The organism is Pseudomonas sp. Mb7, assembly GCF_054790525.1.
The window spans coordinates 6,266,030-6,282,552 of the sequence record NZ_CP186501.1 but is presented as its reverse complement, the minus strand read 5'-3'; the positions used below and the strand labels follow the sequence as shown (position 1 = coordinate 6,282,552).

The window sequence follows — 16,523 nt, the reverse complement described above, 5'->3', positions numbered from 1 at the left end:
ATCAGGCGTTACCTGGCTCAGCGTCACCTGCTTCGGATTCGGTTGCGCTAGGCAGACGAATTGGACGAACCGGCACTACTGTCGAGATAGCGTGTTTGTAAACCATCTGGCTTACGGTGTTTTTCAGCAGGATCACGAACTGGTCGAACGACTCGATCGTGCCTTGCAGTTTGATACCGTTGACCAGGTAGATGGAAACCCCAACTTTCTCTTTACGTAAAGTATTCAAGTAAGGGTCTTGTAGCGAATGCCCTTTTGACATGTGCCGCACTCCTTTAAGGATTCAATAATAAAAAATAGGTAATTCAGATGGCTTTGGCCGTCACACCCCCAAGGATAGACGGCAATTGCAAGGACTCAGCTCAATATGGAGATGGTCCCAAGGTATTTCAAGGCGCGTGGCAGATTGTCGCAATCAAGACTGTCCAGCCAGTGTATATCTTCCCAGCTGCGCAGCCAGGTGAACTGGCGTTTGGCCAATTGGCGCGTGGCGATGATGCCGCGCTCCTGCATTTCGGCCAACGTCAGCTTGCCATCCAGGTAGTCCCAGACTTGGCGGTAGCCTACCGCACGTATAGACGGCAACCCCGAATGCAGGTCACTTCTTTTACGCAGGGCTACGACCTCGTCGAGGAACCCCTGTTCCAACATATTTGTGAATCTTTGTTTAATGCGCTCGTGCAGTACCTGACGATTCGCCGGGGCAATGGCCAAGTTCGCGACAGTATAGGGCAATTGTTGCAGTCCCGAAGCGGCTGCTTCAGTACTTTGCGCAGATTGTTGCTGACGCAGCTCGGTCATGCTCTGACCACTGACTCGATAAACTTCCAGCGCGCGACTCAAGCGCTGCGGATCGTTCGGGTGAATCCGCGCCGCTGACACCGGGTCAATGAGCGCCAATTGATCGTGCAAGGCTTGCCAACCGAGGCGTGCAGCCTCTTCTTCGATCTGCGCGCGGACATCGGCATCGGCCGCTGGCATATCCGCCAGACCTTCGACCAAAGCCTTGTAATAGAGCATCGTACCGCCGACCAGCAGCGGAATTTTTCCGCGCGCGGTGATCTCGGCCATGGCTTGCAAGGCATCGCGACGGAAATCCGCAGCCGAATAAGCCTCAGCCGGGTCGAGAATATCGATCAAGCGGTGCGGATATTCGGCCAGCAGTTCTTTCGAAGGCTTGGCAGTGCCAATGTCCATGCCGCGATAGACCAGCGCTGAATCGACACTGATCAACTCGCACGGCAGCACCTTGGTCAGCTCGATGGCTAGATCGGTCTTGCCCGCAGCGGTCGGGCCCATCAGGAAAATCGCTGGAGGAAGCTGGCTCATCAACGACCGCGCAGGAACAGTTTGTCCAGATCGTCCAGGCCCAATTGGGTCCAGGTCGGTCGGCCATGGTTGCATTGACCGCTGCGCTCGGTGTTTTCCATGTCACGCAGCAGGCCGTTCATTTCCGGCAGGGCCAGGCGCCGATTGGCGCGGATCGCGCCGTGGCAGGCCATGGTGCCGAGGAGTTCGTTGAGGTGCGCCTGAATCCGGTCGCTGGTGCCGTACTCCATCAAGTCCGACAGGACATCGCCGACCAGGCGATTGGCTTCAGCCTGCTTCAGCAAGGCCGGGATCTGCCGAATCGCCAGGGTTTCCGGGCCCAGACGCTGCAGCTCGAACCCCAGACGCTGGAACCATGCCGCGTGCTCTTCAGCGCAATCGGCCTCGCGCTGGCTAACGGCCAAGGATTCCGGCACCAACAATGGCTGCCCACTGAGACCCTCGCTGGCCATGGCGATTTTCAGGCGTTCGTACATGATCCGCTCGTGAGCAGCGTGCATGTCCACCAGCACCAGCCCTTGGGCGTTTTCGGAAAGAATGTAGATACCTTTCAACTGCGCCAAGGCATAACCAAGCGGAGGAATATCTTCCTGCCCGGCCGGCAGTGCGTTGGCATTAGCCTCAGGCAGCGGCGCGAAAAACTCGCGATACGCAGCCTGAGCCTCGGCCGCCGGCGGTACCGCTGATTGTGGGCGTGGCGTGTATTGATACTGGTAAGCCCCGCCAGCGCTGGCACCGGACGAGGTATTGAACGCCGGCTGCGCCTGCGGTTGCTCCAGCAGCGCATTGGCCGCCAGACGCATTTCGCCCTGCGGGCCGAACTCACCGGCATCGAGGCCCGTTGGCCGCACGACAGCTGTGGTCACGGAACCGGCAAGCTGATCTTCCGGACGCACGTCGCCCAAAGCGCGGTGCAACGTGCCATAAAGGAAGTCATGCACCATGCGCCCGTCACGGAAGCGCACTTCGTGTTTGGTCGGGTGCACGTTGACGTCGACCGCCGCCGGATCGACTTCAAAAAACAGCGCAAACGTCGGGTGACGACCGTTGAACAGCACGTCGCGATAGGCCTGACGCACTGCGTGGGCCACAAGCTTGTCGCGCACCGCCCGGCCATTCACAAAGAAATATTGCAGATCCGCCTGACTGCGGTTAAAGGTCGGCAAACCAACCCAGCCCCAAAGGTGCAAGCCGTTGCGCTCGATCTCGATCGGCAGCGCCTGCTCGAGGAAACCCGAACCGCAGATCGCCGCCACACGCCGGGCGCGGGCCGCGTCATCGTGGGCTTCGTGCAGGCTGAGAATGGTCTTGCCGTTATGCCGCAGATGGAAAGCCACGTCGAAACGCGCCAGCGCCAGACGCTTGATCACTTCTTGCAGGTGATCGAACTCGGTTTTTTCGGTCTTGAGGAATTTGCGTCGCGCCGGGGTGTTGAAGAACAGGTCGCGAACTTCCACGGAAGTGCCGACCGGATGCGCTGCCGGTTGCACCCGAGGTGCCATGTCGCGGCCTTCGGTTTCGACTTGCCAGGCTTGATCGGCATCGCGAGTACGCGAGGTCAGCGTCAGGCGCGCCACGGAGCTGATCGAGGCCAGCGCCTCACCCCGGAAACCGAGGCTCATCACCTGTTCAAGGTCTTCCAGGTTGCGAATCTTGCTGGTGGCGTGACGGGCCAGCGCCAGCGGCAGGTCATCGGCAGAGATGCCGCTGCCATCGTCACGCACCCGCAGCAACTTGACCCCGCCCTGCTCGACATCAACATCGATGCGCTTGGCGCCGGAGTCGAGGCTGTTTTCCAGCAGTTCCTTGATCACCGAGGCCGGACGTTCAACCACCTCACCGGCGGCGATCTGGTTCGCCAGCCGTGGGCTGAGCAGTTCGATACGGGCAGCAGCGTTCAGCACTTCGTTCATTCTTTGGACGCCAGTTCGGTGCCAGGAATGGTCAAGTGCTGACCGACTTTCAGTTCATCGCTTTTCAGATTGTTGGCAGCGCGCAGCGTGGCCGGCGACACCTGATAGCGCACGCCGATCATCGCCAGCGTTTCACCCGGACCGACGCGATGATCGCGCGGGCCTTGAGCGATCTTGCCGGAATCACGCAGCCAGGCGATGTAAGTGCCCGGTGGCGGGTTCTGCTGGAAGAACTGGCGCACGCCGCTGCTGATCGAGCGGGCCAACGCTTGCTGATGGCTCGATGCCGAGAGCTTGTTGGCTTCGTTGGCATTGGAGATAAACCCGGTTTCGACCAGAATCGACGGGATGTCCGGCGACTTCAACACCATGAACCCGGCCTGTTCCACACGCTGTTTGTGCAGCGGCGTGACGCGGCCGATGTTGGTCAGGACTTTCTGACCGACGTTGAGGCTGGAAGTCAGCGAGGCAGTCATCGACAGGTCGAGCAACACGCCGGCGAGCATGCGGTCCTTGTCATCCAGGCTGACGTTGCCAGCACCACCGATCAAGTCGGAACGGTTTTCACTGTCGGCCAGCCAACGGGCGGTTTCCGAGGTTGCGCCGCGGTCGGACAGGGCAAACACCGATGCACCGAAAGCGGCGGCAGATGGCGCCGCATCGGCGTGGATCGACACAAACAGGTCGGCGCCCTTCTTGCGGGCAATCTCGGTACGACCGCGCAACGGGATGAAATAGTCGCCGGTTCGGGTCAGTTCGGCGCGGAAGCCTTTCATGCCGTTGACCTGACGCTGCAGTTCGCGAGCGATCTGCAGCACTACGTCTTTCTCACGCTGACCGCGCGAACCGGATGCGCCCGGGTCTTCGCCACCGTGGCCGGCGTCGATCACCACAATAATGTCGCGCTTGCCGGCCGGGGCTGGCGGTAACTTGATTGCCGGTTCGGTCGGGGTTACCGGCACCGCTGGCACAGTCGCGACCTGCGGCGTCGGCGCAGGTGGCGGTGCGGCGTCGGCCGGGTTATCGAACAGGTCGACCACCAGGCGGTTGCCGTACTGCGCGTTCGGCGCCAGCGAGAAGCTTTTCGGGGTGACGGCTTTTTTCAGGTCGATGACCACGCGCAGGTCGGTCGGCGTGCGCTGGGCCGAACGCATTGCGGTGATCGGCGTGTTCGCGGTCTGCACATTCAGCGGTGCACCGAGGGTGGCACCGTTGATGTCGATCACCAGCCGGTCCGGTGCGGTCAGGGTAAACACGCTGTGCTGCACCGGGCCGCTCAGGTCGAAGACCAGTCGCGTGTTGTCCGGCGCCCGCCACAGGCGCACGCTGTTGACCTTTGAATCGGCCACAGCGTTGACGGTTACTGCCATCAACAACAGTCCAGCGGCAGCCACCAACGCGCGAAAGCGCATACCTAACCCCATCATTTAATTGGATTCCAATGCCAAAGCGGCACACCAGGCCTCGCCACGCGAGCCCTGGGATAAAATTTTCAGCGAGCGCCCGCTGTCTTGCGGGCTAATGGTAATGGTCAGGTCAGGCTTTGGCAAAAAGCCTGCACCTTTATCGGGCCATTCGATCAGGCACAGGGCATCGTCTTCGAAGTAGTCGCGGATGCCGAGAAACTCCAGCTCTTCCGGATCGACCAGGCGATACAGGTCAAAGTGGAAGGCGCGGATGTCACCGATCTCGTAGGGTTCGACCAAGGTGAAGGTCGGACTTTTTACCGCGCCGACATGGCCCAAGCCGCGAATGATGCCCCGCGACAGGGTGGTTTTGCCCATGCCCAGGTTGCCTTCGAGAAAAATCAGGCCATGGCCCTGGGTCACGCGGGCGATCCGTGCGCCAAAGTCGCTCATGGCCTGTTCATCGGCCAGGTACAGGGTTACTTCAGACACGGTGCTTGCTCCTCCAACAACTGACGAATGGCTGGAATCAGATCACTGGCCGCCAGCCCACGGCCGAATTTTCCTTGTTGCTGACCGGCATTGGCGTGCAGCCAGACCGCCAGACACGCCGCATCAAAACCGGCCATGCCCTGCGCCAGCAGCGCACCGGTCAAACCGGCCAGTACGTCGCCGAGTCCTGCAGTGGCCATGGCCGGATGACCTTGGTGACAAAGCGCCAAACGGCCATCGGGATGCGCAATCAGGCTGCCTGCGCCTTTCAACACCACCACTGCTGTATATTTTTTGCTCAGCGCCAACGCTGCCGCGGGACGATCCGCCTGCACGTCGGCGGTGCTGATGCCCAGCAAACGCGCTGCTTCGCCCGGATGCGGGGTGATCACGCAATCCTTGGGCAATTGAACGAAATCACTCGCCAGCAAGTTCAGTGCGTCGGCATCCCACACTTGCGGCAATGCCGCGTTGGCCGCCGCCGACAGTAATGCGCGGCCCCAACTGGCCTGGCCGAGGCCAGGACCGACGACCAGCGTCGAGACTTTTTCCAGCAAACCCATCAACTGATTGGCCGATGAGGTGCCAAGAACCATAGCTTCCGGCACACGGGTCAGGGCTGCTGGCACATGCTCGGGACGGGTCGCCAGCGAAACTATGCCCGCGCCGCTGCGCAACGCCGTTTCGGTACTGAGCAGGATCGCCCCGCCAAATCCGTGATCGCCACCGATCAGCAACACATGGCCAAAACGCCCCTTGTGCGACGCCGGCGCGCGCGGCGCCAATCGAGGAAGATTAGCGGCATTGAGTCGCTGGGCGCGGACAGGAATGTCACGGTAAGTTTCCGCTGGCGCCTGCAAATCGTTGAACAGCAGCGCGCCGACATGATCCGCCGCGTCACCGGTGAAAAGCCCAAGCTTCAGACCAATAAAGGTCACCGTGAGATCGGCACAGACCGCGACACCCAGCGCTCGCCCAGTGTCGGCACACAATCCGGAAGGGATATCGACCGCAGCAACCGGCAAACCACTGACGTTGATCGCATTGATCGCGGTGGCATACGGCTCACGCACGTCGCCGCTCAGGCCGGTGCCGAGCAGGGCATCGAGGATGACCCCGCGCAACTCACTGTCAGCGCTCCAGCCCTGAATCGCCACACCGTGCGTCGAGGCCTCGGCATGGGCTGACGCCGCGTCGCCCTGCAATTGCCGGGGATCACCGACCGCCAACACCCGCACAAGCAACCCGGCTCGCTGGGCCATGGCCGCGACCAGATAACCGTCTCCCGCATTGTTGCCATGCCCGGCCAGCACCGTCAGTTCAGTCGCCGAAGGCCACTGTCGCACCAATGCGCGCCACGTCGCATGGGCCGCGCGCTGCATCAATTCGAAGCCCGGCGTACCGGCAGCAATCAGCCGTGCATCGAGTTCGCGCACCTGTGCGGCGCCATACAGCGCGTCGGGTAATTCATCTTTCGTATGCGGCATGCGTCTTCGGGCTCCGATGTCTGGCAGAATTATACGCACCTCAGCTCCGGTTTCTCTCGCCTCATGTCCGCCATCACCACAGACCTGCCCGCCCTCGCCCAATCGATCAAGGATTGGGGCCGCGAGCTGGGCTTCCAGCAAGTCGGCATCAGCGGCCTGGATCTGGCCGAGCATGAGCAGCACCTCGCGCGCTGGCTCGAGGCCGGCTACCACGGCGAAATGGACTACATGGGCGCCCATGGCAGCAAACGCTCGCACCCCGAAGAACTGGTGCCGGGCACGTTGCGCGTGGTCTCGCTGCGCATGGACTACCTGCCCGGCGACACGCAAATGGCGCAAATGCTCGCGCAACCGGAAAAAGCCTACGTGTCGCGTTATGCCTTGGGCCGCGATTACCACAAATTGATCCGTAAACGTGTGCAGCAATTGGCCGACAAGATTCAGGCGCAGATCGGCCCGTTCGGTTTCCGCGCGTTTGTCGACAGCGCCCCGGTGTTGGAAAAAGCCATCGCCGAACAGGCCGGGCTGGGCTGGATCGGCAAAAACACTCTGGTGCTGAATCGCAAGGCCGGCAGTTATTTCTTCCTGAGCGAGTTGTTTGTCGATCTGCCACTTCCGGTGGATGAACCGCACAGCACTGAACATTGCGGCCGCTGCACCGCGTGCCTCGACATTTGCCCGACCAATGCTTTCGTCGGTCCCTACGTGCTGGACGCGCGGCGCTGCATTTCCTATCTGACCATCGAGCTGAAAACCGCAATCCCCGAGGATCTGCGGCCGCTGATTGGCAATCGCGTGTTCGGCTGCGATGACTGCCAGATCGTCTGCCCGTGGAACCGCTTCGCCAAGCCCTCAGGGGAAAGCGATTTCAAGCCACGGCACAACCTCGATAATGCCGAGTTGGCTGAGCTGTTTTTGTGGGACGAAGAGAAGTTTTTGAGCAGCACTGAAGGTTCGCCGTTGCGGCGGGCGGGGTATGAGCGCTGGTTGCGGAATCTGGCGGTAGGATTGGGCAATGCGCCTTCAACGATTCCGGTGCTGGAAGCGTTGAAGGCTCGACGGGATTATCCGTCAGAGTTGGTCAGGGAGCATGTGGAGTGGGCGCTGGAACGGCACTCCAGACTTTCGAATGCATAAAGGGCAAGCAAAATACTCAAGCCGCTCACATGCGCGTTGTATCAATGCTTTTAGCCGTTTTCATCATTGTGTTGGTCTGCCCGTCGGACAAATGGCCGCCCGCCTGCAAGACTTTGCAAACTCGCTGTTTACTGTCCTCTAGAAGGTAAATACGCTCCCCACGTCCTTTCGTCTTCGCAAAAAAAACATGCGTTACTTTTCTTCCAGCGCCGACGGGGCCGAACTCCTCGTACAGCATCTCGGACTCCGCCGCTGCTTGGCTGGCGGACTTATTGCCTTCCACGAGCTTGTAGAAACCTTTAGCCCTCTCCTCATTAATTTCAGACACGAAATTGTCTTTTTTGGCCCTATGCAATTGCCAAGGTTCGTCCGGCACTGTCTCCACGGGCGCATTGGCTTTTTTGGCCGCAGCCTTGGCGCCTTTTCCACCCTTCTTTAAATATTGCCCCGCTTTGCCTGCCCCCTTGCCACTGAGCCCTTGGCTAAAGGCTGAAGCCATCTTCCTGCCAGCATTCACAGCAGCTTTTGCACCTGCCGCCATACCTGCACCCAGCGAAGCCAGCCCAAGACCAAAACTGATCCAGCCCAATATCTCGCCTGCTTGAGAACCCGGTGCCAGCTCATTGGCCAGCTCGCTGGCGATACCCGCCAAACCTGAAGCAACCGCCAGCCCCAATGCCGCCACTGCCCATGGCGTCGCCGCGCCCATCGTTAGTACGCTGGCCACAACCCCGAGAATACTGAGTCCGATGCCCAGGATCGTTTGCCAGGATATATGTCCGGTAGGGTCAACACGATTGACAGGGTCGCCCAGGCAATAACTGTAGGCATTCAATCCGCCCGCGCCGAACGGGCTCATGCTGTCGGGGGCGAGAAAACGCATCAGTGTCGGACTATAGGCTCTGTAACCGTTACCCAGCAGATACAACCCGGTCACCGGATCCAGCTGCTCGCCGTTGAACCCTGCCAGGCTGAACAGTCCACCTTCGGCAGGGCGATGCCCGTAAGGGCTGTAGGCGCAATCGGTGAGCTGTTCCTTGCCCAGCGTTGCCAGCACGCTTTGCTGCTGGTCGGTACAAAACAGCTGCGCGCCGGCGTTCGAACCGAGTTGCTGTTGCCCCACAAGCGCTCCACCGTGACGCACAACACTGGACGAATTTTCACCACTCACCTCATTGGCGACCCGGCCCGCATGGTAGTAACGCTGCGTAATCACCTTGTCGGGTTGCGACAGTTCGACCAGATCGTCGAAGCCGTCGTAATGGTAGCCACGAATGACTGATCCCCCTGCGCTGGACAATTGCTCAAGACGTCCGAATGCGTCATAGGCCAGGGTTCGCGCCTGGTCGTCCTTGATCATCCTGCCGTTGGCGTCGTATTCCAGTGTCACTGCCGGTGGATAGTCGGCATGGGAATGTTTGACTGCACTGAGCTGTACAGGATCAGGATTGTCATAACTGAAGGTGGTCAGATTCATGCCCAGCGGGAACTTCGTCTGCACGGTCAGAATGTTATCCAGCGCATCGAAGGTGAACGTCTGCCGGACAATTTCCTTGCCATACGGATCGCGGGGCTTTTGGGTGCCAGCACAGTCGTACTGGATCAGTCGCCCGCGCACATCGTAGGTGAATTGTTCGTCGCGCAATAGTTGCGTGCCGCGCCTGGAGACTTTCTGCGCCAGTTTGCCGGCAAGCGTGTAAGTCGATTCCAGCGTCTGGTCGGGCTGGCCCTGAATCTCGAACGTACGACGGGTTTCACGACCGATATCGTCATAGGCAAACCGGGTGATCATCTGCCGCTTGGTCGACGTTTCTTCGGTTTTCGTCCAGTCCAGCATCCCCGTCTGGATGGCGTAGTGGAATTCGGTTTTCAACGAGCCCTGTGAGGTGGATAGCAGGCGGCCGTGCTTGTCGTATTCGGATCGGCTTTCGGCTCCGAGTACATCGACATGGGTGATCGGTCGTCCCTGCAGGGACCAGGTACTGGACGTTGATTTTGTGATAGCGCCGAAGGTCGTCGTTTCGGATTTGAGGCGTCCGGAAGGGTAATAGGTAAAGCTGCGCTCCCTGCCGTTTTCGGTACAGGCCAAGGGATTGCCACTGGCGGGGTCGTAAGTCAGGTTCGTGAGCAATGCACCTGACTTGCGCTCCGTCAGCACACCGCCCAGATCGCGCAAATAAGTGAATTCGGTTTTTGTGCCATCAGCACTCTTGTACCACTGCGGCTGAGTGAAGCCCGCTTCATAACCCGCCTCGGACTTTCGTCCGCCTACGGTACTTTGTATCAAACGATCCAAACCATCATAAGTTTGCTGCCCCAACACCGTGTCACCGACCTTGATGCCGATCGGTAGCCCGGCATCGCTATGTTCGGCGTAGTCGGTCACCACCGTATTGGAATCAGGCAGGACAATGCGGATTATCCGGTCAAAAACGTCGTATTCATATCGAGTGATATTGCCGACAGGATCTGTCTCGCTGGTTGTGCGCCCCAACCCATCATAGGTGTAAACGATTTTGCCGAGACTCTTGCTCTTCAGATTGAAGCTCTCGACACTCAGCGGTTTACCGAAGTCATTGACGAGGGTGAGTGTCTTGCCCATCCCCTGGAGCCAATGGGTTTGCTGGCGAAGAACCGGATTCGCCTCGCTGTGTTCGATACGCCCGTCGGCATGCAGCGTCTTGCTGACCTGGCCCCAGGAATCGAATTCGTAGCGGGTACTGAGCGGATAAGGCTTGCCGTCACGCCAATCGGTCAGCGTCACTTTCACCGTGTGACCGACCGAATCATGCAGGGCAGAATAAATCGTGCGAGCCTGAATAAGCCCGTCCTTGTCAGGATGGTCGCAGTCCTTTTCCTGAACGGTGATCACCCGCTCCAGGCCGTCATAATTCACACGTTGCTCACCACCGACGGGATCCGTGGTCACCATGGTCGCCGGTTGCTGTTTACTGGCGGCCAGATAGGCAAACTGGGTAGCGGCCGCATAAGGGCTCCCGGAAGCAACCGTTTTGCGCACTGCCCGGCCGATGGCGTCGTATTCATGTTCGACGTGCTCGCCATCGACACCGACCTCTGACATCAGTAATCCGGTCAGCGTCGAAAGCACTTTCTCACTGGTCTGTAGCGCACCGTCGAATCCACATGTGCTGGACTTGACTCGCAACCTGTCACCCTCGAGTTCATAGGAAAACCCGGTAGAGGTTTTTTTCTCATTGAGGGTGATACTTTGCTGTTTCGTGGCACCGTGCTTGAGTGGGTCCTTGGGCGTATCCAGATAGCTGCGTTCGGTTTTCGAGCGTAAGACTTCAACATCTGCCACAACTTCGTAAAAACGTTCCGCAACCGGCAACACGAATGCCAGCTCCGCCCCCTCCAGTGCAGTATGCAGCGCATAGTCGTAGTACGTGACAGTCGAAGCCCCACCCGACGCGGCAGCGGTAACCGTTCTCTTTTTCGGGAACCTTGAGAAACCCAGCGGATCCTCTGGGCAATTGTCTCCACCACCTACCGGATAAAATTCCGTCGAAGTCGTCACCCCACTTGGCTCAATGTGTTTGAGCAAGTTGCCTTCGCCATCGAACTCGGTGACGGTGGTTTCCACACGCTGCTGTTGGGTGCGTCGATCGAGGTGAGTCACCGTATGGACTTTCGGCATACGAAACTGAGCAGCCTGCTCATTGAAAGGCTTGGTGACGGAGCAGTGATACTCGGTGGCGGTGGCGATCTGGGCGTCACCGCAGGTTGTAACCTCAGCCACCAACAGATGGAACTTGTTGTAGGTGCGTTTAATGCGCGTATGCACTTTGCCGCTCAGTAACAACTGCTCGTCCGAGGTATAGACATAGTGGCCGGGCGCCAGATAGAGCGGGTCCAGGTCATTATCCTTGGCGGGGAGGAGGCCCTGCCCAAGGAAGTTATGGTCGGAGTACGTGTATGTCTTGCAGAGTCTGGGTTGGCCGCGCCCTGGGTAGATATCGTGCGCGATAACAAACGGCAGTGTCTGTTCCGCGCCATTTACGAAGCTATGACCTTGCCGCTTGTAGCGAATGATTTCTACGCCGCGCAGCGGATTGACGACTCGGTGCAAATAGCTGCCCTCGTCGATGACTTCATATTCCAGCTCCCAACCTTTACCTACCGGAAGCTCGATTGCCGTTACCCGAGCGTTTTTCAAGATCAACTTGTAGTCGGAACTGGAAGAGGTATCGGGATACCGGGTCAACGTTACCTGACCTGCATTGCGGGTGATTTTCAGCAGGCATTGTTTGGCGTCACGAACTTCGGCCAACCTGGGGAACTGGTTGAACATCTCGTGCTTCAACGCGATGCTTACACCGTTCGCCGCGATTATTTTTTCCGCTACGGCGACCTGAGTGCCAGCCAGGACCTTGAGCAGTTCACGCCGACCATCCTTGTATCGAACTTCATAGCGCCCTGCTCCGGTCACCAGCACCTTTGCCGTTTGCAGTTTCATTTCCTTGAACTTCAAACCGGTGGACGTTTCCACAGCCTTGTAACGCTCACCGTTGGACAGCGTCATGACTTTGCTGCGCAAGTCGTAATGGGTCAGGGTCAAAGACCAGCCAATGCCAAAACCAGAGTCCGCCTGGTTGAGCGGATTGAAACCCATTGAAAGTGCAAGCTCAGGACCATTGAGATCCGCCGAGTGCAACTTTCCTAACGAAAACGAGCACGTATACATGCCGGTGCGGGGATCCACACCTCCGGAGACAAATTCACCGAAGTTGAAAGCATTTGAATGAACAGCGGCAGATAAATTACTTTCCATTGAAAAACGTCCTTTTATTTCAAGATCCAGATATTGACTCGTAAACTTGGCCAGCAAACATCGCTGACCACATTATGAAATCAGACAATCTGTTTCATTGGTCGCTTGGACTCACCCAGAATAAAAGTGCGCTGCTCTTTATTACCTTCGATACACAGCCTGTGTACCGAGCCAAACTCATCGATCACTGCAAACTCGAATGAACCCTCGCTTTCCCGCCCCACTTGCAGGTCAGCGGAAATATATTGAACAAGCGTCAGTTGCCCAGGCACATTGTTGATCGGCACGTTCATGATACCGAGGGGACTGCGGAAATTTGCTTTCAGGCCGTAGATGGGTGCCATGTAACCGTAAAAGTTTCTGCGCCCGTCGCGAGTACCAGGAATGTTTCCGGAGGCATAGACTTGCACCGCATCTTCGGAATCATAAGGATCAAGTTTTACCTCACTGCTGTACCAGTCAAACAGGTGAATCTGCCTGCCGTCCGCGTGCAGCCCAATGTGATGACTTTGAACCCAGTCATATTGTGCTTTCTGCTGTCTGCTACCATATTCATTGAATGTAAAGCTCTTCAGCGAATATTCTTTCGGCGGAATTGCCTCCAGCGTAACACTGCTGTCAAAGCCGATTCCGTTACTTCGCAATAACACGCCATCCACGAGAATTTCGGCGGCCACTTCCATGATTCCGGGCCTGGTGGCCGAAACCCAAAACTGGAAAATCTGCATGGGATCAGAGTCGTCACTTATCCGATTGTGCGTGGCACGTGGTACTTCGGTAATCCGCGGTGCACCGCCCGACATTTCGTGAGCATAACGATTTTCCTGCAGCGATACATTCCAGTCGCCTTCCAGAGGGCGCGCGCCGTTATAGGCGATCAACCGCAGTGATTGCAGGGCGGGATGCCCATACAGAGATGCGCCATCGCCATTGTTATCGATCCCGTGCAGAAGCACCAAAACACGCACCTGCATGCGCCCGTTGGCATAAAGCACTTTATGCTGGCCCGACCTTGTGGCATCGAGTTTAACTTCGATACGGGAAATACCAATTTGCTCATCAAACATTTATCAATACCTTGCTGATTAATACACTTCGCCCTCTAAGGACCCAGCAAACTATTGACGCTCGCTTTAAATAAGAACAGCCGCGACATTCGACAAATTATGAGAAAGTAATATTTCAACATCAACCCCAACAGCTCTCACAAATGCTAATACATTCAACAATCGCAGACCACATCAAGCGAACTTCAACCACACTCCGCCTGCCCCTTTGATTTCAGCACTCAACAATCTGCTCCCCTCCTGACCTCAACTGCACAGAATCAAAAGAGGAGCCAACGGGCAGTTTATTCTTGTCAGGTTATGTTAGAAAAACAAAGGAGCGGTTACTTCCACCAATATTCAGTCACTGTCTGAACCTGTCGAGAATCCGCTTTCCGAGGACTCGCTATCGGAGTCAGACTCGAAAACCACCTCCTCCGTCTGGATTTCCACCTTCCGATCCATACTGGAGTTTTCAAGATACTGACTAATCCGTTGCCTTGACGCGTCACTCAGCGGATTATTCAATAAACCAATGAACAGATCCTGTGTATCGGGAATCTCGAACAATTCATATCCCACGTCAGAAATATTATTATCATGCAATGCCACAACCCCCAGTTTCCTGAGCGAATCTATGCCTGAAGGAACGCTGGAAAGATGTGCGTTGCTCAGCATTAATCCGGTTAAACCGGCCATGTAGCCTACATGCGGAACAACTGTCAGAGGATTGTTTGCCAGATTCAATCGGGTCAGCGTTTCGATTCTGGACAATCCTTCAACTGTGACCTCGGATAGTTTTAGCGAGCACCCGTCCAGCGTAAGTTCGCTTAACTGGCGCATTTGAAATATTCCCGACGGGAATCCTTCCATTTTTATACCAACGACTCCCAAATATTGAATATTCGGAAAGCTATCGAGAAACGCACCTATCCGTGCACCCGGTTCATTTGCGGTCAATATCAACTCTGCTACATATTCAAATCGGGCGGACAACGTTGGTAACTCACCCGAAAAATCAACATAGTGAGAAAAATAATAATCCCCCTCGCCCCACCTCGAAACCGACTTGCGCTGCCAGATATCTTGCAGCTTTGCGCTGAACTTCTCGCGAGCCAGGCGTCGTTCGGCAAGCGTCGACGCGCCCTCTGGTTCCGACGTCCGCGTATGAGGTGATGCCCCTTCGGCAGTCCATATCGCCAATTCATTACGCAATGTCACAAATTCTTTTTCCAGGCGCAGCAATACGCCGGAAGGATCACTCTTCAAGCGCTCGGTGATAAATGCCGTCACCTCCTGATCTGGAAGATGCGGATAAAGATCACGCACACGGTCGGCAACGGACTTGGTCGATGTCAGGTTGTTGTCGCCGCCGCCTCGCAACTGCCCCGTTTGCCGGTGTTGTGCAGTGGCAGGATCAACGGTAACCGCAAGCGGCGCCATCCCCAACAACTCACTCACGGTTTGGCGTGATGGCAACGGCTGCGCACGGACCCACTGTTGCAACGCCGCACCACCAACTTCTGTCACACCCAGCAACTGACGATGCCCGGGCGACAACAGAAACCAGATGGTTGAATACAGGTCCTTCGATTTCCGAGGTGATTGGGCGTCGCGGCTCTGGAGGACATAGCCATCATCCTGACGGATCAGTATGTGACGAAACGGCGATCGGGCCTCGCCGATAGCGCTCAGGACATGCCCGTCCATCGTCCCTTGGCGAATCTCGACACGCGTTTGCCGCGGCCAATTCGCCAGATTTCCGAGCATATGCAGCACTAACCGATCACTGTCCGGGTTGGCTACGGCCTCTAAGTGAATGCCTTCCACGGCCCTTGCCAAGCGAATCTCTCGCAGCGCCACCAGAGCCTCTTTCGCCACTCGCTGAGGCATGCCTGGCTGGTTGTGCATATGTAAACGCTCGGCAGCGCTCATATTGCGCCATATCGCCAGCGCAGCCGTTTTCGGTAGATGTGGAAACACCCGGCGCATCCGTAAAGTGTTTTCATCGCAATCGGATTCAAAGGCATCTTCCAGATCCTTGAACCGCCTAAATTGCTCAGGGGCGGCCCCGCGTCCCTGCGCCTGAATCGTCTGATCAAGTTCGAATCGCCTGATGGTGTCCTCCAGTAAAAAAGGCGCAGGGCGGTCATGAATGAGCACATCGCGCAGCACTGATTCATCGACCCCGCTCACGGCCAGCACACGTGCAACCATGGCGACGGAAAATTGCCCCACGGAAAGGCCCATCCGGCGAAAAAGTTGTGCGGTTTGTACTGAGATTGAGTCAGTGAAGGGGGGGACATCGCTGTTCAGCGGAGCCCAGAACCGGCCTTCGCTGTCCGGCTTCAATAGCGGGCCGGAGGGGTCGAGTTCACTGGCCAGCGTGGCGCGAAACAGCCCGCTCTTAGCGTCCAGCACCACTTGCACAACATGGTCATCGGCCACGGCCACGTACTGGCGCTGCTTCACAATCCTGATGCCTTGCGCATCGGTTTCATCGAAGGTTTTGGGTGCAGGTATGCAGTAATCTGCCAGTGAGTACTTCGCGGCATGCATCGCGAACTCATCGATCGCAGATGACCTCGGGTTCACGCTCACTCTGATCGCTGGCGTCACTGCGATCGAGTCAGACCCGAAGGAAACGGGCAACGCTTCGAGGTGATGGGGTATAGGCAGGTGCGGCATTGCTGAAGAGCCGGACGGTGGCCGGCGAGCACCGTCTACGCTGAATTCGTGGGTTTTGATTGGGGCAGGTACAGGTTTGACCTTTGGCGGTTTGCCAGTCATGGCTGCTCATCCTTGAGATATGGCTGCGTTGGCCCCGCATACAGAAGGGCCAACACTCGATATAAGCAAAAGCACTTTGAATGCAATTACCTGATAATTGAACACCACAGCTTATCGGTAGTTGCCATGCC

General features: G+C 57.4%; 10 protein-coding genes. 1 reads left to right on the top strand and 9 read right to left on the bottom strand.

The annotated features are described in order from the left end of the window. Nucleotide 1: 1 nt before the first annotated feature. The 6 genes from hfq to ACOYXH_RS28370 form a co-directional block, all read right to left on the bottom strand. Complete coding sequence (hfq, locus tag ACOYXH_RS28395) at nt 2-262, bottom strand: RNA chaperone Hfq (protein ID WP_007902656.1); 261 nt, start codon at nt 260-262, stop codon at nt 2-4. Nucleotides 263-357: 95 nt separating this feature from the next. Then, on the bottom strand, nt 358-1,329 hold the full coding sequence (gene miaA, locus ACOYXH_RS28390; protein WP_095047299.1) for a tRNA (adenosine(37)-N6)-dimethylallyltransferase MiaA: 972 nt from the start codon (nt 1,327-1,329) through the stop codon (nt 358-360). Further along, a complete protein-coding gene (mutL, locus tag ACOYXH_RS28385) occupies nt 1,329-3,230 on the bottom strand; it encodes a DNA mismatch repair endonuclease MutL (protein WP_175559558.1) in 1,902 nt (633 codons plus the stop codon). Before mutL ends, miaA begins: the two co-directional genes overlap by 1 nt. 8 nt (nt 3,231-3,238) lie before the next feature. Continuing rightward, on the bottom strand, nt 3,239-4,612 hold the full coding sequence (locus ACOYXH_RS28380; protein WP_371748301.1) for an N-acetylmuramoyl-L-alanine amidase: 1,374 nt from the start codon (nt 4,610-4,612) through the stop codon (nt 3,239-3,241). 57 nt (nt 4,613-4,669) lie between these two features. Further along, nucleotides 4,670-5,140 (bottom strand): tRNA (adenosine(37)-N6)-threonylcarbamoyltransferase complex ATPase subunit type 1 TsaE, encoded by a 471-nt coding sequence (gene tsaE / locus ACOYXH_RS28375; protein ID WP_016985707.1) that lies wholly within the window; start codon nt 5,138-5,140, stop codon nt 4,670-4,672. Next, a complete protein-coding gene (locus tag ACOYXH_RS28370) occupies nt 5,128-6,627 on the bottom strand; it encodes an NAD(P)H-hydrate dehydratase (RefSeq protein ID WP_095126139.1) in 1,500 nt (499 codons plus the stop codon). Before ACOYXH_RS28370 ends, tsaE begins: the two co-directional genes overlap by 13 nt. A 63-nt stretch (nt 6,628-6,690) precedes the next feature. Between ACOYXH_RS28370 and queG the strand changes: the two genes are divergently transcribed. After that, nucleotides 6,691-7,764: a tRNA epoxyqueuosine(34) reductase QueG gene (gene queG, locus ACOYXH_RS28365; RefSeq protein WP_095047296.1), complete on the top strand. Its 1,074-nt coding sequence runs from the start codon at nt 6,691-6,693 to the stop codon at nt 7,762-7,764. Nucleotides 7,765-7,789: 25 nt separating this feature from the next. Here queG and ACOYXH_RS28360 read toward each other — a convergent pair whose 3' ends face one another. From ACOYXH_RS28360 to ACOYXH_RS28350, 3 genes are all read right to left on the bottom strand, one after another. Next, entirely contained in the window at nt 7,790-12,613 is a 4,824-nt protein-coding gene (locus ACOYXH_RS28360; protein ID WP_460410134.1) for an RHS repeat domain-containing protein, read from the bottom strand. Between the two features lie 23 nt (nt 12,614-12,636). Then, entirely contained in the window at nt 12,637-13,623 is a 987-nt protein-coding gene (locus ACOYXH_RS28355; protein ID WP_460410133.1) for a hypothetical protein, read from the bottom strand. A gap of 339 nt (nt 13,624-13,962) precedes the next feature. Next, the gene (locus tag ACOYXH_RS28350) at nt 13,963-16,392 is read right to left on the bottom strand and encodes a leucine-rich repeat domain-containing protein (protein WP_258709153.1); all 2,430 of its coding nucleotides are present in this window, start codon (nt 16,390-16,392) and stop codon (nt 13,963-13,965) included. Nucleotides 16,393-16,523: the final 131 nt, after the last annotated feature.

What these genes read in the sequence shown, in the direction of transcription:
- hfq (WP_007902656.1), bottom strand. Translation starts at nt 262, where the DNA reads ATGTCAAAAGGGCATTCGCTACAAGACCCTTACTTGAATACTTTACGT.
- miaA (WP_095047299.1), bottom strand. Translation starts at nt 1,329, where the DNA reads ATGAGCCAGCTTCCTCCAGCGATTTTCCTGATGGGCCCGACCGCTGCG.
- ACOYXH_RS28380 (WP_371748301.1), bottom strand. Translation starts at nt 4,612, where the DNA reads ATGGCAGTAACCGTCAACGCTGTGGCCGATTCAAAGGTCAACAGCGTG.
- ACOYXH_RS28370 (WP_095126139.1), bottom strand. Translation starts at nt 6,627, where the DNA reads ATGCCGCATACGAAAGATGAATTACCCGACGCGCTGTATGGCGCCGCA.
- queG (WP_095047296.1), top strand. Translation starts at nt 6,691, where the DNA reads ATGTCCGCCATCACCACAGACCTGCCCGCCCTCGCCCAATCGATCAAG.
- ACOYXH_RS28355 (WP_460410133.1), bottom strand. Translation starts at nt 13,623, where the DNA reads ATGTTTGATGAGCAAATTGGTATTTCCCGTATCGAAGTTAAACTCGAT.
- ACOYXH_RS28350 (WP_258709153.1), bottom strand. Translation starts at nt 16,392, where the DNA reads ATGACTGGCAAACCGCCAAAGGTCAAACCTGTACCTGCCCCAATCAAA.